General features: G+C 50.9%; 16 protein-coding genes. 1 reads left to right on the forward strand and 15 read right to left on the reverse strand.

The window, feature by feature from the left end; all coding sequences use genetic code 11:
• Positions 1-14 precede the first annotated feature (14 nt).
• From AC3RCI_RS27205 to AC3RCI_RS27245, 9 genes are all read right to left on the reverse strand, one after another.
• A complete protein-coding gene (locus AC3RCI_RS27205; protein ID WP_492527045.1) occupies positions 15-827 on the reverse strand; it encodes an IucA/IucC family C-terminal-domain containing protein in 813 nt (270 codons plus the stop codon).
• Between the two features lie 91 nt (positions 828-918).
• Positions 919-1,824, reverse strand: a complete 906-nt coding sequence (locus tag AC3RCI_RS27210) for an ABC transporter ATP-binding protein (protein WP_336782228.1) — start codon at positions 1,822-1,824, stop codon at positions 919-921.
• Positions 1,825-2,499: 675 nt separating this feature from the next.
• On the reverse strand, positions 2,500-5,703 hold the full coding sequence (locus tag AC3RCI_RS27215; protein WP_492527046.1) for a GAP1-N2 domain-containing protein: 3,204 nt from the start codon (positions 5,701-5,703) through the stop codon (positions 2,500-2,502).
• Positions 5,700-6,959 carry a TRAFAC clade GTPase domain-containing protein gene (locus AC3RCI_RS27220; protein ID WP_492527047.1) on the reverse strand — a complete coding sequence of 420 codons (1,260 nt, stop codon included), beginning with the start codon at positions 6,957-6,959 and terminating at the stop codon, positions 5,700-5,702. Before AC3RCI_RS27220 ends, AC3RCI_RS27215 begins: the two co-directional genes overlap by 4 nt.
• A 47-nt stretch (positions 6,960-7,006) precedes the next feature.
• A complete protein-coding gene (locus AC3RCI_RS27225) occupies positions 7,007-7,654 on the reverse strand; it encodes a beta-mannanase (protein ID WP_336782231.1) in 648 nt (215 codons plus the stop codon).
• A gap of 21 nt (positions 7,655-7,675) precedes the next feature.
• Positions 7,676-8,959 carry a vWA domain-containing protein gene (locus AC3RCI_RS27230; protein ID WP_492527048.1) on the reverse strand — a complete coding sequence of 428 codons (1,284 nt, stop codon included), beginning with the start codon at positions 8,957-8,959 and terminating at the stop codon, positions 7,676-7,678.
• Between the two features lie 72 nt (positions 8,960-9,031).
• On the reverse strand, positions 9,032-11,476 hold the full coding sequence (locus tag AC3RCI_RS27235) for a transcription initiation factor TFIID (protein ID WP_492527049.1): 2,445 nt from the start codon (positions 11,474-11,476) through the stop codon (positions 9,032-9,034).
• Between the two features lies 1 nt (position 11,477).
• The gene (locus AC3RCI_RS27240; protein WP_492527050.1) at positions 11,478-14,867 is read right to left on the reverse strand and encodes a tubulin-like doman-containing protein; all 3,390 of its coding nucleotides are present in this window, start codon (positions 14,865-14,867) and stop codon (positions 11,478-11,480) included.
• Positions 14,868-14,920: 53 nt separating this feature from the next.
• Positions 14,921-16,714, reverse strand: coding sequence for a vWA domain-containing protein (locus tag AC3RCI_RS27245; protein WP_492527051.1), 1,794 nt, complete (start codon positions 16,712-16,714; stop codon positions 14,921-14,923).
• A gap of 433 nt (positions 16,715-17,147) precedes the next feature.
• Here AC3RCI_RS27245 and AC3RCI_RS27250 point away from each other — a divergent pair, with 433 nt between their 5' ends.
• Positions 17,148-18,086 (forward strand): hypothetical protein, encoded by a 939-nt coding sequence (locus AC3RCI_RS27250; protein WP_492527052.1) that lies wholly within the window; start codon positions 17,148-17,150, stop codon positions 18,084-18,086.
• 454 nt (positions 18,087-18,540) lie between these two features.
• On the opposite strand, the gene AC3RCI_RS27255 is transcribed toward AC3RCI_RS27250, so the two are convergent.
• The 6 genes from AC3RCI_RS27255 to AC3RCI_RS27280 all read right to left on the reverse strand — a co-directional run bounded on the left by AC3RCI_RS27255 (position 18,541) and on the right by AC3RCI_RS27280 (position 26,008).
• Complete coding sequence (locus AC3RCI_RS27255; RefSeq protein WP_492527053.1) at positions 18,541-20,070, reverse strand: DEAD/DEAH box helicase; 1,530 nt, start codon at positions 20,068-20,070, stop codon at positions 18,541-18,543.
• Between the two features lie 205 nt (positions 20,071-20,275).
• Positions 20,276-21,724 carry a SulP family inorganic anion transporter gene (locus AC3RCI_RS27260; protein ID WP_492527054.1) on the reverse strand — a complete coding sequence of 483 codons (1,449 nt, stop codon included), beginning with the start codon at positions 21,722-21,724 and terminating at the stop codon, positions 20,276-20,278.
• 539 nt (positions 21,725-22,263) lie between these two features.
• Positions 22,264-23,934, reverse strand: a complete 1,671-nt coding sequence (locus AC3RCI_RS27265) for an ABC1 kinase family protein (RefSeq protein WP_336782238.1) — start codon at positions 23,932-23,934, stop codon at positions 22,264-22,266.
• Positions 23,935-24,315, reverse strand: a complete 381-nt coding sequence (locus tag AC3RCI_RS27270; RefSeq protein ID WP_095360042.1) for a phasin family protein — start codon at positions 24,313-24,315, stop codon at positions 23,935-23,937.
• A 72-nt stretch (positions 24,316-24,387) separates the two neighbouring features.
• Positions 24,388-25,026, reverse strand: a complete 639-nt coding sequence (locus AC3RCI_RS27275) for a ThuA domain-containing protein (protein WP_095291082.1) — start codon at positions 25,024-25,026, stop codon at positions 24,388-24,390.
• Between the two features lie 259 nt (positions 25,027-25,285).
• On the reverse strand, positions 25,286-26,008 hold the full coding sequence (locus AC3RCI_RS27280) for an SDR family oxidoreductase (RefSeq protein WP_336782239.1): 723 nt from the start codon (positions 26,006-26,008) through the stop codon (positions 25,286-25,288).
• Positions 26,009-26,148: the final 140 nt, after the last annotated feature.

The following is a 26,148-nucleotide window of genomic DNA, read 5'->3' on the forward strand; positions in this document are numbered from 1 at the left end:
GGCCTTCCTGCTTGTTATCCGGACTTGGCTGCCAGGATGTCATCATAACGCTTCTGCCGCTCGGCCTTACTGAGTTTGGGACAGCTATAACAGTAATTTTGGCCTCCATACACCTGGTGATGCAGGCAGCATACCGGCTTCATCAGCATGGTCTCTCCCGGTTGATGGGGATTATCAATCTCTACCGGCTTGAACGATAACAGATTCTTCTTCAACCCAAGCAGACTGGCAGGTAGAGCAATGACATGTTCATACCCTTCCATCACCGCTTCTCGCTCAGCTTCTTCAATGTTCATTTGTAACGCTGTCGTCTTGTACCAACGGAGCATGGAGGCAAGCTGTGACCACATCTGACCAAGGCTCGCTTCTCCGGCAGAGGCAACCCCTTCGATCAAAGGACGAAGCTGCTCCGTGTAGTATGCGGTTAGGATATCCTTTCGCCATGAGGATTGGGCTGTATCTGTGAGATTCACTGGTTCAGGGTGAGGATGTTCTGTTCCATCCAGCAGTTGAAAACGAAAGGCTGCACGGCCATCCTGAACCTCGAGCTGCAGCTTCATGTTCTCCAGTGAAAGATTAAGCCATGTATCACATAGTGCCGTCATGTAATGGATCCCCAGCATCAGCCCACGCACCGAATGCATGAAGTACACCGCTGCGGTTCGGAATGAATCTGCCTGAAGATGTTGATTATATACATCCAGCAGCTCTCTCGCCTTCTCCGGTTGTCTAAGCTCGGTCAAGTGAATCTCCCAAACTGGTTCATCCCCAGGTACGGTTGTGATTCTTCCATATTGCTGTAACCAGGTATAGTTGATTGCTCCCATTTCAGCATGCCTCCCATGAATGCGAATGAGCCGCCTGCATATATGCAAAGCGGCTTATTCTATATTTCAAGACCACAAATGGTCCGATATATTAACTTCCTGTTGCGGTACGAACACGTTGTTCGGAGCGTCCTGCAGCATTCATCATGGCACCGTTCATCACCATTTGCTCTGGCGCTGCAGTTTGCTCTGGCGCTGCCGTTTGCTGTCGTTCGCCGGCAAGTGCATATGGCAGGCAGAGTGGCACACCAGAACGTGGATCAATCACGATATCGGCTTCAATGTTGAATACTTCGCGAAGCACATCACAGTTCATGACTTCTACAGGGGAACCTGTAGCGATTGCTTTACCTTTTTTAATGCCGATCATGTGATGGGCATAGCGGGAGGCATGATTCAGATCATGCACAACCATAACGATGGTGCGATTCGCGGTCTCGTTCAGCATCTCCAGCAATTGCAATACTTCAAGCTGATGAGCCATGTCGAGGAATGTTGTCGGCTCGTCCAGGAACAGGATATCCGTTTCTTGAGCAAGAGCCATGGCAATCCAGGCACGTTGACGCTGTCCGCCTGACAATTGATCAATTGGGCGGTCGTGGAACTCCGTCATGCCCGTTACTTCGATGGCCCACTCAATCATGCGCTTGTCTTCAGCACGCATGGAACCGAAGCCTTTTTGATAAGGAAATCTTCCGTAGGATACCAGTTCCGTTACTGTGAGTCCCTCCGGCGCCGTAGGATTCTGCGGCAAAATCGCAAGCTGCTTGGCTACTTCACGGGTGGATTGCTTATGAATGGACTTCCCGTCGAGCAAAACACTACCTGCTTTTGGATTCATAATCCGTGCCATCGTCTTCAGGATGGTTGATTTACCTGAACCATTGGCTCCAACAAGCGCTGTAATTTTTCCTTGGGGAATTTGAATATTCAGATCTTCAACAATCAGTCTTTCCTCATAAGCGATATCCAGTTTGGACGTCTCCAGACGAAACATGCGATCATCCCTCTCTCATTTATCCCGGTTATGTATTCCGGCTATCGATAACGAAAACGAATTTATATGTTCAGCGTATTTCCGGCGCAACAAATCTTATATAACAAAGATACTGATAATCATTATCATTTGTCAATAAGAAATACCAAACTTCTTGCTTGTTTGGAGCGATTATATAGCAGTTCAGTGGACTTTCCGATCGGAATCCGCCTCATTTATGTGAGAGCTTTTCTCAACGTATACGTGCAGTTGGTCCCTGTTGGAGATTGTCCAAAAAGGATGAATCCAAAGTTTGTGTCAGATTTGTGAACAAAAGAAAGGATCTACTCTTCTTTCTGCATCAGAGCTTGGGAAGCACTTAGGATCATCTTCTTCTCGTCCTCATAACCTGAGCATCCCTGCTTGCATCATTCGAACAACCAAAGAGTACAATGCACATCATCAATATAAAATATAACGCATTATGGTCCCCTGCTTTCCTTCGATTTTGGAATAGCCCCTCTCTTGTCAGACATCCCAGGAAACCGGAAAGTTCCATGATTAGCATCATCTCCTCAAATAAGATCGTCCTTAAAAGATTGGCAGCAGGAAAATCAAAAAAAGATGACCCCGATTTACAATCGAGGATCATCCTGCAATGATTTCATTTTGGTTTAAAAACAAATCATAACGATCCTAAAGCTTAGGCTCTGGCACCAGTTGGATAACCATTGTACCGCTCTGGACACTTACGATATCTTCCGGATTAACCTCATCAGGCAGCGGCACTTGCTGACCATAAGGATACAGACGGTCCGCCTCAGCAGGCGTCAATTCTGTTGAAGAGGACGCTCCTGATTCGCCTGCTGTGTCCGAAGAACCGGATGATGTAGTTTCTGTTCCCTGCTCAATATTCCCATCCGCGGCAGCAGAGCCAGACGCATCTCCGGTCACTCCATTCGTCTCTGTACCTGCTGCTGCATCTGAAGCAGAGTCATCTGACGTAGTCGAATCTGTCCCTTGAACAGGCTCCTCACCCTGCTGATCTTCGTTTGTAGATCCTGTAGACCTATCCCCGGACGTTCCCTCAGACGAAGTCCCATCTTCTGCTGGTCCTTCCGTATCCGGGTCCTCATTCCGGTTAAAACTCTCCCAGTCCGACGCAGCATCCATCTCCAGCGTTGTGCCATCCTTCAAAGTTAATTGAACTGGACCTGGCAATAACGCATTGCTATCCGCTTCATTCATGAAACGGATTACGAGCTGCGCTTCGGTCGTCGTTCCATCCACCTCGGCTCCCGGAATGACATAAGCGATCTGCTCAGCTAACTGTACCTCAGGCTCTGCCGGAACCACGGGATCCTGTGTCGATGGAGCAGCCTCTTCTGGCGCGTCCGTCTTATTCGTCAGGGCATACGTTACCCCGGCGATCCCCAGGATCAGGATCACGATAACCGACCCTAGAAAAAGATTTTTTCTTTTGCCTGTCAGCATACGCACAAGCGGTGATGAAAGTTCGTTCTTGGCCCGATCATAGACCGTCTTCATTGTTTTACTCGCTCTAGTGTAATACGGCTTGAATGCCGATTTGGACTTGAACGCTTCACGGTCATGACCTTTGAAATAGGCTACAATGGCATCTGAGTAGGCTTTGCTCGCCTGGGAACTCCGTATGAACAACCTTTGGCTTCCCGACCATTCAAAAAATGAATACAATACTTCCTTACTGCCAGCACTGCTGCGGACAAACTCAATCAGCCCTGCATAATCCAGTTTGCTGCCGCTTCCTCCCCGGTAGAACGCAAGCGGAAGCGCCTCATATGCAGGTGTTCCCGGTTGATCCCGCAGTTCCCCTGCGAGCCATCTGCGTACCCAACGCTGAAGTTCACTCCGCTCCGCAAGGCTAAGTGATTCAAGCACCTCTTCTTCACGGTCTTCGCCGCTCAGCCATGCTCTGGCTGCCAGCATCATGTTTGTACGAGCCGTTACATCCTGTCCCTGACGCGCCGCCCAATCACGTACCTCGCTGTCGTGCAGCAAAATATCAATGCTCAGTAACTGTTCACGGTTCACCCGTTCCAGATCAAGATCCTGAATCAAAAACAGGTTAATGACATAGGCCAGCTTGTCAGCCAGGCGTGTCAGTTCTTCCTGATACGCGGATAATCCCGCTGACTCGGCTCCACTCGAACGGGCGGATCGGGTGACGGTCTGAGACTGCCCAATTCGGGCCTTAATTCCATCACCCACGAGCATGTCAGAAGAAAGGCGATCCAGCACGCTCACACGCTTAAGTGCTTCACTCGCAGCATGAACGGGATTCGGCGCCGAACATAATCGTTCACGCAGCTCTGTGGCTGTCCGGTCAATCAGGAAGCTGTTGTATACCGCAGATACATGCGTGGTTACCCAGCGTTCGATTACGCCGATCACATCGGAAGCAGTTTCGGTACGTTTCAGCTGATTATCCAGATAGGGCTCAAACAGCAGTTTTGTCAGTGATTCATTGGCCAGTACCTTATCGAAGAATGCACGACTCAGCCCGGAATCGCGGTCGAGCAGATCATACAATTCCTGTACCGCCCGCATCCTCTTCTGAGACCTGGCACTGTTCACTGCATAGATGAAATAATCCACGATGCGGGATTGAACGACAGGTGCAGCGACGCGGAAATATTCCGCGATGCGTGAGGCAACCGTCTCTTCAGGTACGTTCTCTCTTTTGACACTGTCCAGTTCCCGGCTGAGCAGCGTGAGGAACAGTTCGTTCAAACGTGAACGTCGCTGTACTCCACCTTCAGGTTTCAGATAGGTAAGCAGTCCACTCAGAACCCCTCCCTTATCATTCAGGTAGAGATCTTCCATCCCTTGCTCGAGACGATAAAACATGGACAATTCCCCATAGGCCTGGATGGAAAGCTCGCGCCCCGGTTCGGTGCCGGATAACATCTCGTCTGCAAAAGTATAAAATGCATCCGCCATACCTGGCTCCTGTAGAAGCGACCAGGCAAACTCCGCATAGGGAAGCTGGGCAACCGACATTTCCGCATGGGTTACCCTGCCCGTAGCCAAGTCGAAGGTAAAGTCCTTCTCCGTATTCCTGTCCTTTGGACGAAGCGTGCCCCGCTCTACAAACTGAAGATGAACTCCCTTCTTGGCCTGAGGCTCCTTGGCAAATGTCATGAAGCCGAGCTGCCGCCTAAACGCATAGGGCAGTGCTGCATAGAGCAGACGAAGCAGTTCCTTGGCTCCGGCTGTGATCTCCTCGGCAGGAAGGTCGAGTGCGATGTATACCTTCCGCCGGGTTGCTACTGCCTGCATGACGGCATAGAGCAGGCGCTTGAAAAGAGTTTCGTTCATTTTCAATGAGGCCAGCAGATCTGCTGGCGCTACGGAGCGGGCACTTGGGCCTGCTCCTGCTCCAGTGGCGGCCTCCCTGCCATTCAGTGGTGCACCCGGCAATTCCGTCAGGGCAGGCAAAACCGTGCCTTGTTCGATGTCATATGACGTGGCGAATACGGCATCCAGCCAGTTCCCCTGCTTCATCTGTTCCTCGGAGCGTTCCGGGGACAGGACATAGTTGTGTGCAAAAAAGGCACTGCGCAGCCCCGTAAAATCAGCGGACTGGTACACATTCTGACCAAGGATCGTCTCTCCGCTCTCCAGATGAATCAGATGTATGGATGGCGGGAATTTTGCCTGGTCCTTCTCACTCCGACCCGTTAATTCCGCTGGAGCGTCATAGACGCAATAGGGATGAAGTACTTTTTTAATAAAGGAAGGGTCCAGTCCTGGTGATGCCGCAACCGTATCGAACCCCTCCGTTGTGCGAAACACCCCGCGCCGCTCTCTTGTGTACATCTGTTGTTCAATGGGCGGGGTCATGGAAGAACGCATCATTCCACTCTCCCCTCAATGTACTTCAGCTTGTACAGCAGCCATAGAAAGGGCTCGTCCACACGGATGGGACTCACGACGCCCTGCAGCTTCATATCCACCGGATTGCTGCCCAGCGCAGATACCGCGAAATAAGCCGTATCCTTGAAGTACACATCCATCGTGCCCTTGAACGGACGGTCCACCTTCTCGATAAAGCGCCGAATCTCCCCGTCAATATTCTCAAATTCAGTCAGATCGAACCATTCACGGTGTACCATATTGCGGAATACATTGCTGTTGGATTTGATATAATCCCCCTCTTCATCCTTAAGGGAATGCAGCATGTCGCTCTTGGTCAGCACAACGGCTGTCGGAATATTTGTCTTGGCCTTATCCTGATAAGCGATAAAATCACCGAACAGGGTCAGCACAACATCACGTGGTTCATCATACCTTGGCGTCCACTCGCCTGGCTCGTTGCCGAGGTTAATGCGGATCTTGTCCCGAATGGAACGAATCTGGAGCGGATCCACCATAAACAAAATACCCGCTGAGTTCTTGATATGCTGACCATGCAGACCCAGATAGTCCTGCTCCACCATACCTTCACCCGCCACATCAAAAAAGACCAGTGTCAGCGGTGCTTTATCTTCATCCTTGAATACAAATTGAAAAATAAACGGCTCCTGCAGCTTCTCCTTCTGCGTGGAATCCAGCAGATCTCCCCGCTCGAACAGCGGTTCTTCGTAATCTGCGCGGAATCTGCGGCTAATTTCGGCATTCAGCGGCATGCAGGCGGCATCAAAGTGGTCAGCCGTATAATGCTGAAGCGTATGAATCAACGATGTCATATACACCGATTTCCCCACCTGGGATGCCCCAATAATGGAAATGATATTGCTTGGTGCCTTGCCTGCCGTTACCGGCAGCTCATTATGACAATGCGGGCACAGCCGGCGCCGTGTAACCACACCATACCGGTCGTTCAGTCCCATCACGATGTTATCCGAATAAATGCGATGTTCCTCAGGCACATCATGCGGAGCCAGAACGGCTTCCATATCAAATACCGTGTCCAACCCAAAGCGTTCACGATACCGATTAAGCTTCGCATCTTCCCCCAGTGCATAATCCTCATCATCATCCCGGTGATGCGCAGCCCGGAACACTACTTCTTCCGGCGAAAACTTGCTGAAGCAATATGGACAGACAATATCGTAAAACAGCGGCCGTTCTGCGGGCTGCTGTTTCTTCAAAAACCGACTAAAAAAGCTCATAGCCACTCCCCTCCCCGTTCAGGCAGACTGAACTGCCTCACATTCATCTAGTCTGATATTAGGCGGTAAACGGCTCCGTATCTCGGTCCGTCCGTGAAAAACAGCCTCACATAGTCATCCTTGGCCACTTCCACGGGCGGCATCTCATTTCTCCCTGGAGTAAAATCACTGACAAAAGGATAAACCGTGCCATCTTCCTTGTTGAGTGGAACTCCGCCCTGCTTGCGTACATAACAGAGAGCTTCCTTCGGCACAGGTACTTCAGCTGTCACAGTCATGAGAACCGTCTTTCTTTTTTGAAAAAAACCGCTTTTGTATCGAATGGAGAAACGGATATCCGCTTTGCCAGCACTGGCGATGACCGTATTCTCGTCATTCTGCTGACGCAGCAGCACAGGACCGTCTTCGTCCATTCGGCAAACATGTATCGTGTACCGGATGGCACCAAATCCTGTCATCCGGTCTGTATATCCGTTACTCGCCTTGTATTCTTCTCTCGTATACAGTTTCAGCTTGCCATTCACAGTCTGATCCCTGCTCTGTCCACCTTCGACCATTTCCAGCTCCAACCGCTCCACGTATACGGCTTCTACACCTTCGGGCCAGAGCCAGCGCAGGGTACAGTAACCATCATCCACAGCAAGTGTAAGTCTGCGAATCAGAGGTACCGAAGGGTCCGCATCTGCATATCGCATGTGTCGCCAACCTCCCGATGTTTAAAATCCTTTGCTGCGTGTGTCTCTCCCCCGCTGACCGAATCCGTCTGCGGTCGGAGTCCCCCTGCCCGCCTCACGGCGGCCCTTGCTCTTCCGCGGGGTATTCTCCTTGACCGGAATAATCCAGGTGAACAGGGTGAGTACCCCAGATAATATGAACATGGCACCCAGTCTCACCAATGCATCCCCTACAGAAGAACCGTCCAATCCCCACTCCAGCAAAAGGCCTGCTAGCAGGCCTGACACCGCTCCACCGATGCCAAAGCTGACTGCCAGATGGCGGTTATCGAACACCAGCCCAAGCGATACGCCCAGTGCTACACCAATCAACAGCATAGCAGCAACGCGGAAGATGGCCAGATAGGTACTGTGTTCCATCATGCCTGTACGTTCCGTCACCAGCGTCCGTTCATCAATCGTATCGTAGATTTGCTGAAATGCCATGCTGAGACCACCGGAATCCGGCACGTCATAGTACATGCCACCTGTCTGCTGAGCGATACTGCGCAGCAAGTCGGTACCCGATGGGTCGACCAAACTCAGACCTACCGTATTCACGGCAATCTGCTCGTTCGCATACTGGGATAAGATATCCGAAGTATCTGCTTCACTGAATCCATCCGACAGCAAAATGGCTACAGTACCGCGTTTTGGATCCTGCTTGTTTTGGATCTGCTCCATGGCTTCCCGGAGCACGGCATCGAAGTTTGTACCACCCGATGTTGTGACAATACCGTCGATCTTACCGTTCACCTCTGCTTTTGCCGTTTCGCTATCCAATGCGGTAAAAGGCTGCAGCAGCTGTGGCTGATCATCAAATGTAATAACAGCTACCTGCTTGTCACTTTCCATCTGACTGATTAACGTCTTGGCCGCCTCGAAACGTCCATTATCCGGGTCCGTTTCCGACATGCTGCCCGAGTTATCGATCATCAGTACAATGTCCTTCACCTGCTTCACGCCGCCTGGATTGATCTGATACAACAATTGAAAGACCAATCCAACGACAAACAGGAATACCAGTGTTGCCGGAACGAGCAGTTTCCACGACAAGCCAAGATATCTCAGCTTCCAGGAAGCTCCGTTAAGCTTCGGTGAGATCATCTCGGCGAGCAGACAGAACAGACCTACGCTCAGCGCCAGCACGCCGAAGTATAACCCCATCAGCAGAAGGCGAGGCATCTCCCCAAGCCACTGATGCAGCATGATTTCTCCTGCCGCAAATCCCACGGCTCCGCCAATCAGGCTGAACAGGACCAGGAGAAGATTGATTTTTCGCTGCATGTTCGCATGCATCCTTTCCAAACCAGCCCATCATAGGCTGAATTAATACCGGAGTCGATCATGACTGTTGTTCTATCGCATAGGTGATAGCTTATCAGCCAGGCCTGCTGGATGAAACTCATAACCGTTCTCCGCATACGAGTCGTAATACACCTTACCGTTGCGATAGACCATCAGATCCTCCAGATGGAACCCTCCCATCAGGTTCAACTTTTCCACACCACTGCTGCGTTCTTCGTACACAACGCCCAGCTTATAGATGCGGGATGTTTCCTCCGCATGTGCCGCATAATCCATGAAAGCACTGTGATGATCGCCAAAGAAATACTTTTCTTCATACCGATGTTCCTGGGTATAATCGAATACCCGTATTCTCACAACCGCCTGATCTTCCAGCGTACGGTATAACCTGCGGAACAGATCATCGCGGGTCAATACGTTTTTGTCCCCATAGGTAATCGTTACATTCGCTCGCTGCAGCAGTTCTTCCTCAAAAGGTAATCTCAGTGGTTCAGCTGTGAGCAGCAGCGCATGGCATACCTCCATCAGACGTTGAAGCAGACGCTCGTTGCCTTCGGCAGCAAGACGGTTAATGTCTCCCATATAACGCTCTTCAAACCAAACATCCCGGCCCCGCTTGGCCTCCAAATCGGCAATCAATGCTTCCGTTACCTTACCGTAATACTCCATCACATTCTGTCCGATATATTCATCCGCTGCCGCGATACGCTCTTCTGCCGCTTCACGCAGCGTGCGTTCCAGCGCTTCGAGTGCTGTCGTTACATCGCGACTGAAGCTATGAAGCTGTTCCATCTCCGAATCGTAGATGCGAAGCAATTGCAGTTCATTTTCCAGTCGTAACAGTTCTGTCTTGGGCACATACACGCGTTCCAACAAACAATCGATCAGATTCCGTACATTCTGCTTGTCCCGGAACAACGCACGCTTGATTGGCTGATCCTCCACTTGCTCCTGCTGACGCTGTTCCAGCAGGGCACGTGCCGAATCAAGCTGAACCGATTTGTCGCGAATGAGTCCCAGCAAGGCCTCACGTACACTCCCAGGGCTGCTGTCACTCCATGAAGCCCATTGGAAATATCCTATCTCCGGGTACTCTGTCCGTGACTGCTCTGCCCGGCGGAGCAGGGAACTCTGACTGCTGCGCTGACGGAGACGTTCTTCCGCCGGACGTACCATATTGTCACGGAAGTATGCCTCTGCACCCTGACCGAATAGCGCTCGCTCCGCATCACGCAGCGATAGCGGCTTGAGATCGGAGAAGCTGACGTTATGCGTCATAATGCCGCTCATGCCGCCCACCAGGTCCTGCTCGGGCAGCAGCCCTTCTACCATGCGCTCTACGGATGAAGTGTCCAGACCGAAGAAAGCAAGCTTGTCTTTCATGCTCCATTCCGGCTCCTGTCGCATAAGGTTCAACAGATAGCGGTATAGATGATACAATACCGCGAGCGCAATCGGTTGGTTGGGCCGTCTGATCTCGGCAAAACCCGCACTGGCATAGCCATGCTGATCCGAGGTTGTTCGAATGTTGTTTTTGAACGATGTATTATTGTAGGTATTGGCCCCTGTACTTGCAACCGCACCGAGTGCATCCGGATCCTGTTTCCGATTCTTCAGCAGGCAGATTCGGCAGATAATCTCGGCATTCTCTATCCATCCCCCGGCCACGCCGGTTCCTCGCTCATTTTTGTCAGACAGGATATAGACGAGATCAAACAAAGGCGAAGAAGGGTGCACAACGGGAATGGAAATCCCATCTTCCGTTACGAGCAGATTACCGCTGAACGTATAGTCCAGCGCTTGCATATGATCCAGTTCCCTCAAAAAGGCAAGTCCGGCTGCACTTGCATATCCGAAGGACTCCACCTGCTCCATCTCGCTGACCAGTACATGCAGATCCGTCTGAACCGACTTGAAAGATTGGGCCAAAATGTTCTCGGTGAGCTTCGTCAATTCCGGAAGAAGCACATTCAGCGGATCATCTGCCCTTGTCACGACGGTTACATAGATCCGATCAAATGATGAATATAACCGGCCGTATTCAGCGATCCGGTTGCTCACCCGGCGCAGCGTGCGATTCAGACCAAAGAGCGCCTGCTCCGAATCGTGAAAACTGCGGTGTACATCCTTGCGCATGGTCTTCGAAGGACGTCCAGCCTGTTCGGTGGATAGAGGCAGGATATGACGGGTCACCTGACCGTCTTCCGATGAATCCCGATGCTCCCGTCCTCCTTGTTCCTCCCGGCCCTCTGTTCCAATCTGGAGATACACCACACCTTCTCCGTTATCCCACTTCAACTGATTAATCTCGCGCACTGCAGCCATGGCAGGTTCGACCAGGTCACCTACAAACAGAAACAGGGCCGGGTAATGGATACTGCTTCGTCCATCACCCAGGCTGCCTTGCCGCTCCTGCTCTGCCGCATATTGTGCTGCGTACTTCTCCAGATCCCGCTTCAGGGTATTGTTCAACTTGAACTCCATCCCGGCACCCATGTTACTTCAGCCTTCTGCGGATGTCATTCAGCTTCGATGACATTGTTCTGTAGAACTGATAGATGTCTTCGCCGTTTGCCAGCTCCACGCGTTCATATTCCAGACGGTCTCGCGATTCCATGAACAGGGCAGCCAGATCATCCAGTTTGGCCAGCAGCGGAGCGATATCCTCCGAAGCCGTTAGTTCATTATCCCGGCGGGAAGCTTTGCGCAGCAGCGTACTGCGATCTTTTTCAGGCAAACCGCGGAAGTTGCCAAACACCTCATACTCGGCAAAGTTGCGGCTCTTCATCAGGTTCGCGAACGGTTCCCAGGCATCTTCTTCCGGATCGCGGTCGTAGACGTATAGTGCGCCTTTCTTGACGATCGTGTCGGTATACAGAGCTTCGATGAAGCGATCATACCACTGTTCCTCATCCTGATGCTGTGCCAGAATGCCTTCGAGTTCAGCCACTTTGGCCGAGATGGCATTCATCTTCGCCAGTTCTTCACGTACCCGTGCGATAAGCTGCGGGGAACGTACCAGGTTTTCTTTGGCCATATCTTCATTAATACTGCCGAAAATATCCTTGATCCCTACACGCGGCAGCCCTTCGGATTGCAGTCGTTTCAGTTCGGTCACGGCCCGTTTTACCTCACCCAGATTCGGGGTCGTCGACGTCAGACGCATGTCGTAAGTATTCAGCTTCGCGGCCAGGTCAAACGGCTCCGTTGTGACAACAGCATAACGATTGCTCGTATTCTCATCGATTGTTTTGGCCGTAATGATGTTGTATCCAATCGCTTGCTCGAATTCGGTACGTACCCGCGCATTATACTGCTTCACCCGGGCATTCTCGTAGACATCACCCCAGGACTTTTCTGGAATCGGAGATGGCAGGTAGGTCCAGTTATTTTTCTCTGTCTGTACCAGATGGCGTCCGATGCCTTCCTTGTCCAAAATGGTGCGTTCATAGCTTTCCTCATAAACCTTGAGCGGCGTATACACAAACAGCGGCACCCCGTTGCGCGTATTAAGCCAGAAAATCCGGTTGCGGACTTCACTTTCCTTGACGGTAAAGTGGGATTTGCCCACCGCATTGTTCTGATAATTGCGAATCCCTTTGAGAATGCCTGGCGCCTGTGTCGGCACAGAGACGAAACCCCATGACGGGAAATGCAGACTGCCTGTGCTGTTGCTGAGATTGAACACCGGAACGGCCTCATCATCCAGCTTGCCAGCGATGTGACGCTCCACGAATTTCTCAACAGACTCGTCCTGCCCGTATTTGATCACCAGGAAATCTTCCATGGAACGGGTAATGAGATCCCCGAATTTCTCCGTCAGAAAGTCCGAAATGGAACTAACCACGTCAATTTCGTTCTCTTTCACCCACTGGTTGGAGTTCTCCAGCAGCTCACGAGAGAAGTCGCGAATCAGGTCATCTGTGTCGCGCTTGTCCAGCAGCCCATCCACCACATTGACGATATCCGGTACACTAACGACGTTCCAGTAGTAGGTTTTGTTGCCTTTGTGATCGGACTGTTCTTCACCGCGCGTCAGAATATCTCCGTTCTTGGAGAAAATCGAGCTGAGCGCATTCAGCGTCTCGGTAAATACGTTATAGATGCGGCTGTTTTCCTGATTCAACAGTTCATAGAGATCCTCATAGAACTCAATCATCTGATCGTTGCGTTCCACGTCGGCGTGCAGCCAGTACTCATGGATTTTAGCTTCAATATATGCATTCTTTTTCTTCTCTTTGGAAACAAAGGCACTCTTCGCGTCACCCAGCTTCTCCTCCGATTGCTCCTGCGCAGCTTCAATGTCACGCGGAATCCGGAATGCATTCTCCCGCAGCGTTTCGATATACGACTGGATCATCTTCAGTATGCAGAAGCCTTTTTCCGTGTAGATCAAACGGGAGACGTAGAAAGGACCCTGTTCGGGATGCAAAAACATGCGCCGGATCTGTTCGGTAAACTGACCGGCAATCTCGCCCGGCAGCTGTTTCTTCGCCTTGATGTATTCTTCGCGGGCACGGGCCAGGAAGTTCTGCTCCAGCTCGGTGTCCATGTTCACCACCTGTGATTTCACGACATTGCCGTAGGACAGACGTTCACTGTTCTGATAACCCGGCAGCGGCTCTGGCACGCGGGACTCGAAGGACTTCACGACACTTTCGAGATCGATGCCCAGCTTGCGGGCAAACTTCTCCGTATCCTCCTGGTTCGGAGCTTTGGAGAACATGGTGCTCATTTTGTCGAACATCCGGTATGCCAGATACGTCGTCATCTCTTCAATCGGCAGTACCGCTGAGGAAGCACCGATAATGTTGTAATCATAGTTGGCCGGATACGCCTTGTTCATCTGTGCAATGTTGGTACGGATGTTGCTGATATAATCGTGAATCGCAAATTCTTCGCCCGACTGCTTCTCCTCGCTGGCCATGAAGTTGGTGATGTTCTCGGCCGTCACGTTCATGCAGTAGTCATAGGCATTCTCCAGCAGCTTGCCTTCCGTATTCGTTGCCGAAATCAGGTGACACAGGTTAAACGGCGGCAGCGGTGAATTGACGTTCAGGATATTGCCGTATTTCTGCGTGAAACGCTCCCCGCGGCTGTCGACGTTCATCCAGTAATCCAGCTCTTTGAGCGCAGCATAGCCATTTTTGCGAATATATTCGCGTGTGTGCTCACTCAAACTTTTGTTCGATAGATTCACGTCTGGCGTAAACAGGTAACCCAGCGTATTAACGCGGTCAATCCCGGCAGAACCGTGATCCCGTTCAATGATACCGCGCACGATATAGGAGATATCGAGGAAGCACCCGCTGCCTGTACCACCGGATAGACCGGTAAGGAGGAACACCATTAGCTTTTTGTTGGTGCCTACAGATAACGTTTTGATCTTTTTGTCGATCGCCTGCACGACCTGATTGATTTTGGTGAACAGCAGCAGCCGTCCAGCCTGGCGTACCCCTGCTGCTCCATTCATGCCGTCCGTGATGCTCAGTTCCGGAGACAGCCAGTCCGTAATGTATGGCTCCAGCACGCTGCGGTTCTGCAGCAGTCCACCAATCTCGGCATTGGACAGCAGGACGAATTCGTTAATCGGGTCCAGTCCGATGCCTTTGTACTTCTTCGCACGGTCCTGCTCGTTGGTTTCAAACGCGAGAAATTCCACGTTGTCCGGCTTGTCCATTTTTTTCTTGGATACCGGGTCCTGAGGCAGCTTGAAGCGGCGGTTAATCTGATATTTAAGACGCAGCAGCGCATCAATTCCCGTTCCTCCAAGACCGATAATCAGGATCGGGTTATCGATTGTATCGACCCTGATCTTCTCGCTGACAATCCCTCCGCCTAGCGATACATCCAGCTGCTGAATATGTTCTCTGACAATTGGTTTCATTCCATGTCCTCCCTTTGGTTAACACACTACCTTGCTTAGGAACTCCAAACTTCTTATACCAGATACTCAATCAAAATCGTTTTATCCGCCTGTTGCAGCGGGATGCTCAGCCGGTCACCATTCTTCAGTTCAACGCCTGAGCTTGCATCCACGGCACGTCCGGATTTCTCCAATGTACCGCCTGCGGTATTGCGAATGATAATTCGGTCCCCATTGCTGGGCGTAAATATATATTTCTCGGTTTCCTTCAATTCCGGATCCAGCTGTAAGAGCTGATGCAGATGGAATCTGCCCCGGAAGGATGCCAGTTTTTTGTATTGTGGATAGGACTTGTCTCCAGTGTTCTCATCCCGAATCTCGACAATGATCTGGCCGACAAAGCCGCGGTTTTTGCGTTTCAGCCAGCCCATTAGGAACCAGGCACCAACTGCAACCACAATCAGGGCTATCACTCCCAAAATTACAGGTAACCATGGAAACGGCTTGTCCTGCTCACTACCTGAGGTGGTTGGCTGTGTTCCCGCACCTGCCGTACCGCCTGCATTGATGGTGATGGGTGCACTTTCACGGTAGAAGCTGTCCTCTTCCGCACGAATCACCAGTTCATAGTTATGATTGTCCGGCACTTCAAAGGTACCTGCAAAGCCGCTGCCTGTATTCTCCAGCGGTTGTTCCTCACTCTTGTTCGTATCCAGATCGTTTACGACCAACGTCGCCTTCATATCTGCATACAGAGCGTTATCCTGGAGCGGCTGACCTCCATTCTCCAGCTTGGCTGTCAGATCCACCTTGTCACCCTTTGTATAGGACTTGGTCTTAATTGGGTCCACAACGAGCTGCAGATCATAGTTGAACAGCAGGTTGATATCGATGCTGTCTTTCGGAGCCCCTTTTACCCGAAGTTTCCAGTCGCCTTCCTGAGGCTTGAGCAGCTTGACCAGTGAATAACTTTTGGATGTCGAGAGCTTGGCCGCATCCGAGTTCATATCCACCGCTTTGCCCGAAGGATCGGTCAATTCAATCTCTACCTGCTTGGAAGACATAATTGAAATATTGGCCTCAAGCACGCTGTCATTTGGTACGTTGACCGTAACTTCCTGAAAATTGCCGCTGCCTGTGATGGAAGGCAATTTCACGACATTCAGCTTGGCATGATCTGCAAATATCTCACTCAGAATCTGCGGCAGATCATCCGGAGTATCCGTGATGAATGACTTGCCTCCTGTCTGACTGGCCAGATCGGCTAGCGCATCCTTGTTCAGTTTGCCATCTGCGTTTAGTCCGATCGTATAGACCGGAATGCCCTGATCCTGTGCTTCTTGAACGGCCTTCGCCAGATCGGCATCAGACTGTGCCTGGGTGCGGCCTTTGGTTTTGTTAAAATCATTGTTGCCGTCTGCAAGCAGTACGATCATGGGTGAGTGCGATGCATCTGCACCATGATTCAGCACATTCACCGCTTCAGCCACCCCAACGGAAATATCAGTGTATGGCCCGCGGCCGAGCTGATCAATAAAGTCCTTCAGGCTGCTCTTGTCCGCATCGGACTGAATCTCCAGCAGTGCCTTTTCCCGCTCTACCTGATCGGTATAAGCAACAATCCCTACCTTGTCCCCCTGGACCGGCAGCATATCAATAAACATTTTCATGGCTTCATTACTGATCTTGTCACGGTCACTTGTATTCATCGAGTTACTTACATCGGCTACAAGTACGGCGTCGATCCCGCTCGTCTGTGCCTGAGCAGCTGCAGCTTGGGGCAGCAACGCCTTAGGCAGCAGCAGGGTTAGAAATGTCAGCAGAACCAGGGTTCCGCTAAGCCAGCGTATTTTGCGTGTCCGCAGCATTGGGTGTACTCCTTCACGTTTGAGATTAAAATGGGAATAGTTTATTATAGGCGTCAAGCCTTAAGGAAATCTTAACAGTCTACTAATATATTCTGAAAAGCACCCCTATCTTGAGTTACAGTTTTGTAATGATTGACAAAAATCGACCTATTCGGCGCTTCTACTGGCATTTTAATTCCAACTATGGAAATATGATATAGTTATTGCCAGTAAACTGCAATATAACGAAACCTTGTTTCAGATTTACACTATTCTGCATAACAACTATGCCTAGAAAGGAATCGATTATGGTTACATACGGATGCCTCGCCATATTGTTTCTTTTTGTCTCTATAAAAGGAATCTCGCTCTTTTTCCAGGGCCGCAAACCCGTGACACGGGAAGATACAGACCGTACCCTGTACACTATACTGAATGGTGAGCGTGATTAAGCATGAGTGCCAAACGAGTAGTATCCATCAGACCTTTTAACCGAACGACCTATGCTTATGAGAAGCTGCACGTCTGCAAGCGCTGTGGACAATATACCTGCTTGTGGGAGGATGAGTGTACCTCCTGTGGCCGCAGCGCCCTCGTTTCTGTCCAGCAGCGTGCCGGATCACGAGTGAAACGCCGGATTGCACGCGATCTGTTCCTTGCAATTATAATCGGAACCGCTGCCACCTACTTCGGTGAAACAATGGATCAGACCATGATGGCAGCCACCGTAACCCTGCTGCTGATCGGATGGCTCATCTTCATACATCACCGTACCTTCCCTGCCCAGCGAAACCGGCAGATGAAGCGTATGTTATACGAAGATCGGGAAGAGATCCGTCAGGGGATCAACCGTAACTGGGCTCTCGTGGCCGAAGCCCGCAAAGAAGACGAGGCGCTCGCTTACGAGATGCTGCGCGAGATTGGATCGCTCGTCTATAATGACCGGATCCGCCTTCAGCAGGTTGCCCTGCTGCAATCCTTCGTGCTTCGAAGTGATATGGATCTGCAGCTCCAGCCCCTGCTGCTGCGCAGCTTCGAGCGGCTGCTCGCCGAATACATCGGTGAAATCGCCCGGCTTAAGCCGGAGCTGATTCGTGAAGATGCGATCCGGTATATCGCCACATACGAAGTTAATATTTTGCAGCTGCACAACGGAATTCAGATTCTAACTGCTGTAGCAGCTGCGGCTGTGCGCAAAAGCAAATATATTGAATTATTCCCAAGTCTTATTACCCGTTACGCACGCTTTATGCCCAAAGACCGGTTCATGCGTCTCTATCGTACGCTTGAGCTATATCCTGGCAAGGCACGTGGCGGTATGGCTGAATCCGTTGGGAGAGTATATAACGAGAAATATAGGGACAACCTTGCAGATGTTCATGTCCAGAGCTAACGCATGTGGGTTGCATAAGTAAATTAGTGCAAACTCATTCCCCATATATAGACGAACTGAAATGGATGTATCCCTGCATACATTTCGGGACTGACTTGTACGCATGATTGTAATCATATAAGCTTCGATGAAAAAACACCCCATCCTTAGGTCTAGGATGAGGTGTTTTGATGTTTGGAAAATTTTTGTCTGGATACCCCCATATGCCGCATCTGCAACATTTATGATTTACACGTCGGTTGCTTCAACCATATTCATAAAAGTTATACGATGTAAGGAAATCCGGTAGTGTATAGGCATATCAAAAAAGGCCGCAACGAGATTCCGTCGCGACCTTCATTGAGGACTAGATACATCCGTGCCGAGTCCTCTCGTATTCTCGCCATGCCGCTACTAGCTGCATGGCGTTCAAACTCATCGTCCAGCACGGCTGCCCTGTGCTGACGACAAGTTCTTACCGTCCGCGACGAGAATCGCGGCGGTCACTTTTGGCTGGCCCGCGCCCGCCTGAATTACGCTTGTCCGCACTGCGACCAGCCCAGCCGCTGCTGCGCTCATCACCGCTGCGACCTGCACCACGACCGCCACGGCCACCTTGGCCTGCTGCACCGCGACTGCTGTCGCTGCTGCGTGCCGATCCGCGTCCTGCGCTGCGCTCATCGCCACTGCGGCCGCTGCTACGGCCACCGCTGCGTCCAACTTCACCACCGCGGGAACCACGGCCACCACGACCGCCTTCACTCCGACCGCTGCGGCCTGCGCCGCGACGGGCACTGCCTGTTCCGGCAGAGCGTCCACCCGAACGTTCATCATTATCCTGACTGTTGATGGAACGTCTGGCTGCTCCGGTAGAGGCCACTGGACCCTCGCTCGTCCACTGAATGCGGGTCAGCTTCTGATTGGTTCCTTCCTCAATACGCGCTAGCTCCGGTCTGTCATGCTGCGTTGCAAACGTCACGGCTAGACCCGTTCCGCCGGCACGACCCGTACGGCCGATCCGGTGGATATAGCTCTCTGCGTCGTGTGGAATGTCATAGTTGAATACATGCGTTACGCCTTCAACATCCAGTCCGCGTGCCGCCACATCGGTAGCCACAAGGATTTGCAGTTTTGCATCGCGGAAGGCTTTCATGACATTCTCACGCTTGGATTGGGACAGATCCCCATGAAGCTCGTCACTCTCGTATCCTGCTTCGCGCAGATCTTCATTCAGCTTGGATGCACGGCGCTTGGTCCGGCAGAAAATAATCGCCAGGTACGGGCGATACGTATCAATCATGCCGCGAAGCGCATCGAACTTGCCGCGATCCGTACACTCCAGCACCTGTTGACGAATCTGATTGATCGGGATAACCGATTTCGAAGAAACTTTTACATCCTCGGGATCTTTCATGTAATTCTTCGCCAAGTTGCGAATACCCTTCGGCATTGTTGCCGAGAACAGCATCGTCTGACGTTTATGCGGCAGTTCACGCAGAATGGTTTCTACATCGTCCAGGAAGCCCATGTGCAGCATTTGGTCCGCTTCATCCAGCACCAGCTTCTTCACGTTATCGAGCTTCAACGTGCCACGGCGCAGGTGATCCAGAAGACGCCCCGGTGTACCGATGACGATCTGAGTCCCATTTTGCAGCTTGCGCAGCTGTTTCTCCACATCCTGTCCGCCATACACAGCAAGCACATGAAGCTTATCGTCATTGGCCGTCAGCTTCTTCGCTTCCTCTGTAATTTGCAGGGCCAGCTCACGCGTTGGGGCAATAATCAATGCCTGTGGTGAGCGGTCCGATACGTTGATTTTCTGAATAATCGGCAGCAAAAAAGCCAGCGTTTTCCCTGTACCTGTCTGTGCCTCAGCAATAATGTCACGTCCGCCTAACAGTACGGGAATCGAGCGCTCCTGTACCGGTGTCGGCACGGCGATCCCCTGATGTTTCAGGATCTCGCACCATTCCGGGCGAATGCCCAGTTGTTCAAAGTTTGCCAATCGTTACACCTCTGTATGTTCATTTAGATAAGCCCATTTCGATGTATTCTTCCCCATGAAATGGATTTTCAAAAAGCAATCAGTCCGCCTGCTCTTTTTCTCCATACCGTGTAGTTTACACGTTTGTCCAGCAAAACAAAAGGGTACCGGACATGTTCCGGCACCCTTTTATTGTATTTCATGTTCCAGAGATCATTTATCTTCGTTAACCATGGCTCTGTGAGACCGCAAACCCGCTTCTCTCCAGCAAACGCGAGCTTTCCTCGTTCAAGCCTCGGAGATGCACCGTTTTGCCCAGTTTCGCATATTTGAACTTCACCTTGCCGATGGCAACAACGGCCGTGTTATCCCAGATATGTGATCCGCCAAAATCAATCGTGATTTCCTCCGGATCTGTTTCGGCATGAAACTCATCCACGAAGCGGGATGAAGAGCCGAAGAAGAACGGACCATGAACACGATATACCTTTTGACCCTGCTCCTCGCCGGCATGAACACGAATCTTGGCCTGTTTCCACCCAAAATGCAAGGCGCTAAGCACAACGCCGACCAGTACACCGATGGAAAGATCATTGGTGATGACGACGATCACAACCGTAACCACCATAACGAAGGCCTCTGCGCGTGGAACACGTGCAATATTTTTGACGGAACTCCAGTCAAACGTACCGATACACACCATAAACATGACACCTACCAGCGCACCCATCGGCACCTGTTTTACCACTCCACTGAGCAGCAGCAGCAGGATGGCCAAAAAGGCGCCTGCCGTAAAGGTGGACAGCCGTCCCCGGCCGCCGGACTTCACATTAATGACGGATTGCCCGATCATTGCACAGCCACCCATTCCGCCGAATAATCCGTTAACAAAGTTGGCAATCCCCTGACCGCGCACCTCACGGTTTTTGCTGCTCTTGGTCTCCGTCATTTCATCCACGATCGTAGCAGTCAGCAGGGATTCCAGCAAACCTACCAGCGCCATCGTAAATGAATAGGGCAGCAAAATCATCAGCGTGTTGAAGGACCACTCGATATTGGGCAGATGGAACATCGGGAGGGTACTCGTCAAATTCCCCATGTCGCCTACCTGCTTCACATCCAGATGGAACACCACCGTAATAATCGTCATGACGATTATTGCAATGAGAGGGGCCGGAACGCCTTTGAAAAACCGTGGCAAAATATAAATGATGGCCAGCGTACCTGCGACCATTGCATACATGATCCAGTTCGCACCTGTAAAATGCGTCAGCTGGGCCATGAAGATCAAAATCGCCAGGGCATTAACGAATCCGGTAAGTACCGAATGCGGCACAAACGTAATGAACTTCCCAACTTTAAAAACCCCTAAAATAAACTGAATAATTCCTGTCAATATCGTGGCCGCGAACAGATATTCCACGCCGTAATCCTTGACGAGGCCAACCATCAGTACCGCCATGGCGCCCGTAGCAGCCGAGATCATTCCCGGTCTCCCGCCTGCAATCGAGATCACAATCGCAATCGTGATCGATGCATACAATCCGACCATCGGATCGACACCTGCAATGATGGAGAAAGCAATTGCTTCCGGAATCAGCGCCAGCGCTACCGTAATGCCTGCCAGCACATCTCCGCGAATGTTGCCAAACCATTGTTGTTTTAACGTATTCATATGTTCTTGCCGTTCCTCCTACACCGTTAACCTCGTGGGTTGATTACCTGAAATGCAGCAGCTAGGCACGTCACTGACCAACCACGACAGGGCAGCACAAAAGAGCGGAACACTCCCTCCGCATCATGACCTGTACGTGTTGATATAAGAAGCTCTTCATTCGGAATAAAAGATGTCCGAAATCCGCAGCTATCCTGCTTAATCCGTTCCAGTGCGTTCCACATAATTCTGTTACATCATTCAGGTTCAAGCTAAGAAGACATCAGAAGCCGACTCTTGATGTCGCTGGTCTTCCCCTCTCAGAAAGACCGGGTCCGTTATGTACTGACCTATTATTATAGACAGGACGATCCTTTTATACGAACAGGCTATATCTTCGCAAACGATAGATTATCCCTGGATTTCTCTTATTTTTATAATATATCTCGGTCATGCTCTGTTTATCTGCTTTATAGTTAATGTAATATTTCCCAGACCAAAAAAGCCGTTAACGCTCCTTCGCCAAGAAGCATTAACAGCTCTTTCCTGCCTAAATGTAACTAGAATCTTCCCGATTTGAAAATCGAATAGAGCAGAAAGGCCACCATCAGAATGGCAACCAGAAAACCGATCTCAATGACCGGGATATCCCACAGCATCGTTGACTGATGACTGATTGAGGAACCAATAATGAGTCCGACCATAATGATACAAAAGGCGAGCAGCACGATACTGAAGGACAGACGATTACTGATCTGGTCCAGCCTGCGCATCAGCGTGTCCAGTTCGGGTACGCTGACCTCAAGCCGCAGCTTGCCTTTACTGATAATGGAGGATAGCTGCCGGAGCTGCCCCGGCAGTCCGATCACACTCTCAGTCAGATCTGCCGCACTGCGGAACAGCCGATTCTTAATTCGGCCCGGACTGAACCGGTCCTTGATCAGCTTCCGGCCGAAGGGCTCCGCCATATCCACAATGCTAAGTGATGGATCCAGATGTTCAATCACGCCTTCCATCGTGAGCAGCGATTTCCCCAGCAGCACGATGTCGGCTGGCATGACGACCCGGTGTCTCTGTGCGACACCGAACAGATCATTAAGCGCCTGACCCACGCTGATTTTGGAAAAGGGAATATCATAGTATTTGCTGCGCAGCTTGTCCAGGTCATTATGGAGGCCGCGGAGATCCATGTCATCAGGCATCATGCCCAGTTTCTCAATCGCCCGGATCATGCTGTCTGTATCCTTGCGCATCAAACCGATGATGAGCGAAGCCAGATGCTGCTTCATCTCATCGCTCAGAGTGCCAACCATGCCAAAATCGATAAACGCCAGTCGCCCGTCTTTTAACACCATCAGGTTACCAGGATGCGGATCTGCATGGAAGAAACCATGAATAAAGATCTGATTCAACAAGGAATCTACCAATCGTTGGGCAATGTCATTCAGGTCATGTCCACGTCTGACCAGTTCGTCACGGTCATTCAGCTTGATGCCCTCCACGTATTCCATGGTTAACACACGCGAGGAAGTCTGATCCCAGTAGATTAGCGGGATTTTGACCTTGTTATCCTGCTGGTACTGCTGGGCGATCTTCTCGGTATTCCGCCCCTCGACGGTATAATCCAGTTCAGCCATCAGCGCCTGGGCATACTCCTCTACCATCTGCGGAATCTGGTACTGCTTCACCCAGTCCCATCGCTTCTCCGCCATCGCTGTCAGCTCACGCAAAATATCCAAATCTCGCTGCACTATCCGTGAGATGCCGGGACGTTGGATCTTGATGGCAACGGCCTCCCCGCTTCGAAGCTTGCCCAGATGCACCTGCCCGATGCTGGCTGCAGCCACAGGGGTATCCTCGAACCGGGAAAAGATCTCCTCCAGTGGTGTATCCAATTCCTGTTCCAAAATCCCCCGTGCCGTTTCCGAAGAGAAAGGGGGCACCTGATCCTGCAGCTTCACCAGTTCACGAATGACCGGCTCAGGCAGCAGATCTGCCCTTGTGCTTGCCAGTTGCCCCAGCTTCACGAAAGCCGGCCCCAGCTCCTGCAGCACCAGCCTGATCCGTTCACTCAGCGTTTTGGTCGTGTGTGCTTCACGTGACATCCACCGCCGAGGTATTGCCAGCAGCTGGAATAGCCCCAGCTCCTCGACCATATAACCGAAGCCATGACGCACCAGCGCCATGGCAATTTCCCGGTATCTGCCGACATGTTTAATTCGCACAGCCATCTACTCGATCTCGTTTCCTTTGTGCGGAGGAGGAACTTCAAGTGGAGCTGGGGATACATCTGGTTGCATTTGTGGTGTTTGGCCCAGTTCGGCGAGCTTTTTCTCCAGTACAGCAACGCGCTGTTCCAGACTGGTCACATCACTCTCCGAAGGTACGCCTACTTCCTGAAGCACCCGCTTGACCTGCTCATGAATCACTCGCTTGAGCTGGCCCTGTTCTTCGTCGCCACGTTCCATCAGACGCTCTACTAAAGCTTTGGATTCACCGGGCGCAAGTTCCCCGCGCTTGACCAGATCATCTACGGTTTTTTCGATTTTTTCCTTACTTACGACAGTAAGACCTAAACCCAATGAGATCGCCTTTTTGAACAAATCGCTCATTCTTGTCATCCTCCTCTTCGTTGATCTCTACATTATACCCTTTATACCCAGCACAACAAAGAAGCGGTCCGGTTACACGTAGCGCGCTGCCCATTTGCCTGCCTGCAGAATCAGCTGGCGATAGGATTCGTGTGCAAAAGAAGGCACATGATGCCCTGGCATGAGGTACACGATCCGGCCCAGTCCATAGGTATGTGCCCAAGCTGCAGGCTTAGGTCCGTCTTCAGTCTGGTATTCAAGTAGGATTGTGGTTTCGGCAAACGACCCAAACTCGAACAGGTAAGGCTCTTCTTCCATGGTGAATCCGGTAATCCCCTCGGTCACAGGGTGTTTATGTTCCGTTACGGTAAACTCCAGCGGTCCATACGGTGGATGATGCAGGAATTTCGCGCCAATCATCTGCTTGAGTTCATAACGATTCTGAAGCGAAATCCCGTTATGTAGAATAACCAGGCCGCCTCCATTGCTCACATAGGACAGCAATCCAGCTGTCTGCTGAGGAGAGACTTTCCCCTTCCAATCGTCCATGTATGAAATACATACATCGAATCCCGATATGTTCTCCTGCAGCAGCATATTGCGATTCTCGCTGCACTGCACGGTCATGCTATCATGAAAAATACGGCTGATCTCTGCGTCAACATCCTGCAGCGGATGCCAGTCCGGATGTGTATAATCGCCGAGCAACAACGCCTTTTTACGATGGTCCATTAATAAAACTCCTTTCATGTTAAACCTATATAAAATGAGAAAATTTTCTACACCGTTTCACTCCGATTGCAGAACCATCTTACGATCGCTGTTATCCCCAGATTTTTTTGTATTCTTTTAATAATGAGAAAATCTTGGGATAAGCTTATGTTTCCGATGTAGCTTTCTTATAGAAAGCTTTCAGCGAGCACTTCGTTTCTTCAGATTGGTTCTGCTCTCTCCGTTATAGTGTAGAAGTTGACTCACTTTATAAACAAGATTACCAGGGAAGCTCGTCCCCCTTGTAGTCTACATAGGCAGGCTGATCTCCCATAAAATCCTTGTGGCGGTCAATAAGTGCTGCGATATGCTGTGCAGAATATTCTGGCGTAATGTCTGCGGCTGTGTTCAATTCACCGCTCATATAGCTCTGCACCCACCCGGGATGGATCAGCATGACCTGCCCACCTTCATCCTTGATCCCATTATGCACAAGCCTAGCCTGCATGTTTAGTGCAGATTTGGACATGCAGTAAGCGAACCAGCCATGTCTGTCGCACTGCTCAATACTGCCCGCCTCCGATGAGATGTCCACAATCAGCTTGCCCGTGCCCGCAAGAAGGAGGGGCAGCAGTGCGTGAGTTACACGCAGTGAACCCAGCGTATTCACGTTGAATACCTCCGCCATTTCGGCAAAGTTTAACGGCCCTCGGACATGATCCGTAATATTCCCTAGTATAGCCGCATTATTGATCAGCATATCCAGACGATCTGTATCCAGTTTGATGGTCTCGGTAAACAGCGCAACGGACAGATCATCGGCAATATCCAGCTCGATGACCCGAAGATGCTTCGGATAAGCTTGCACGAGCAGACGAATCCCCTCAGAGCTCTCCATATCCAGACCTGCAGCATATACAATATATCCTCTCTTCAGCATTTGTGCTGTCAGAGCCAATCCAAGTCCCCGGGCTGCCCCGGTCACACATACGGTTCTCACCATGCTTCCCCTCCCTATCCAGGCTGCTCTGTCTTTTAACTCATTCCACATGGTCAGGCAAAAACCTTTAAATGTAAACAGGAAAGCTTAACTTCACGACCAAAGTCTCATGATGTGATAAATGCAGGATTCTCTTTTCTTCT

It is taken from the genome of Paenibacillus sp. MT124 (assembly GCF_058792755.1).

Bases quoted from the DNA above. Each gene is read 5' to 3' on its own strand.
- AC3RCI_RS27220 (WP_492527047.1), bottom strand. From the start codon at position 6,959: ATGAGCTTTTTTAGTCGGTTTTTGAAGAAACAGCAGCCCGCAGAACGG.
- AC3RCI_RS27215 (WP_492527046.1), bottom strand. From the start codon at position 5,703: ATGATGCGTTCTTCCATGACCCCGCCCATTGAACAACAGATGTACACA.
- AC3RCI_RS27230 (WP_492527048.1), bottom strand. From the start codon at position 8,959: ATGCAGCGAAAAATCAATCTTCTCCTGGTCCTGTTCAGCCTGATTGGC.
- AC3RCI_RS27270 (WP_095360042.1), bottom strand. From the start codon at position 24,315: ATGAGCGATTTGTTCAAAAAGGCGATCTCATTGGGTTTAGGTCTTACT.
- AC3RCI_RS27210 (WP_336782228.1), bottom strand. From the start codon at position 1,824: ATGTTTCGTCTGGAGACGTCCAAACTGGATATCGCTTATGAGGAAAGA.
- AC3RCI_RS27245 (WP_492527051.1), bottom strand. From the start codon at position 16,714: ATGCTGCGGACACGCAAAATACGCTGGCTTAGCGGAACCCTGGTTCTG.
- AC3RCI_RS27275 (WP_095291082.1), bottom strand. From the start codon at position 25,026: ATGGACCATCGTAAAAAGGCGTTGTTGCTCGGCGATTATACACATCCG.
- AC3RCI_RS27260 (WP_492527054.1), bottom strand. From the start codon at position 21,724: ATGAATACGTTAAAACAACAATGGTTTGGCAACATTCGCGGAGATGTG.
- AC3RCI_RS27280 (WP_336782239.1), bottom strand. From the start codon at position 26,008: ATGGTGAGAACCGTATGTGTGACCGGGGCAGCCCGGGGACTTGGATTG.
- AC3RCI_RS27225 (WP_336782231.1), bottom strand. From the start codon at position 7,654: ATGCGATATGCAGATGCGGACCCTTCGGTACCTCTGATTCGCAGACTT.
- AC3RCI_RS27235 (WP_492527049.1), bottom strand. From the start codon at position 11,476: ATGGGTGCCGGGATGGAGTTCAAGTTGAACAATACCCTGAAGCGGGAT.
- AC3RCI_RS27250 (WP_492527052.1), top strand. From the start codon at position 17,148: ATGAGTGCCAAACGAGTAGTATCCATCAGACCTTTTAACCGAACGACC.
- AC3RCI_RS27265 (WP_336782238.1), bottom strand. From the start codon at position 23,934: ATGGCTGTGCGAATTAAACATGTCGGCAGATACCGGGAAATTGCCATG.
- AC3RCI_RS27240 (WP_492527050.1), bottom strand. From the start codon at position 14,867: ATGAAACCAATTGTCAGAGAACATATTCAGCAGCTGGATGTATCGCTA.
- AC3RCI_RS27205 (WP_492527045.1), bottom strand. From the start codon at position 827: ATGGGAGCAATCAACTATACCTGGTTACAGCAATATGGAAGAATCACA.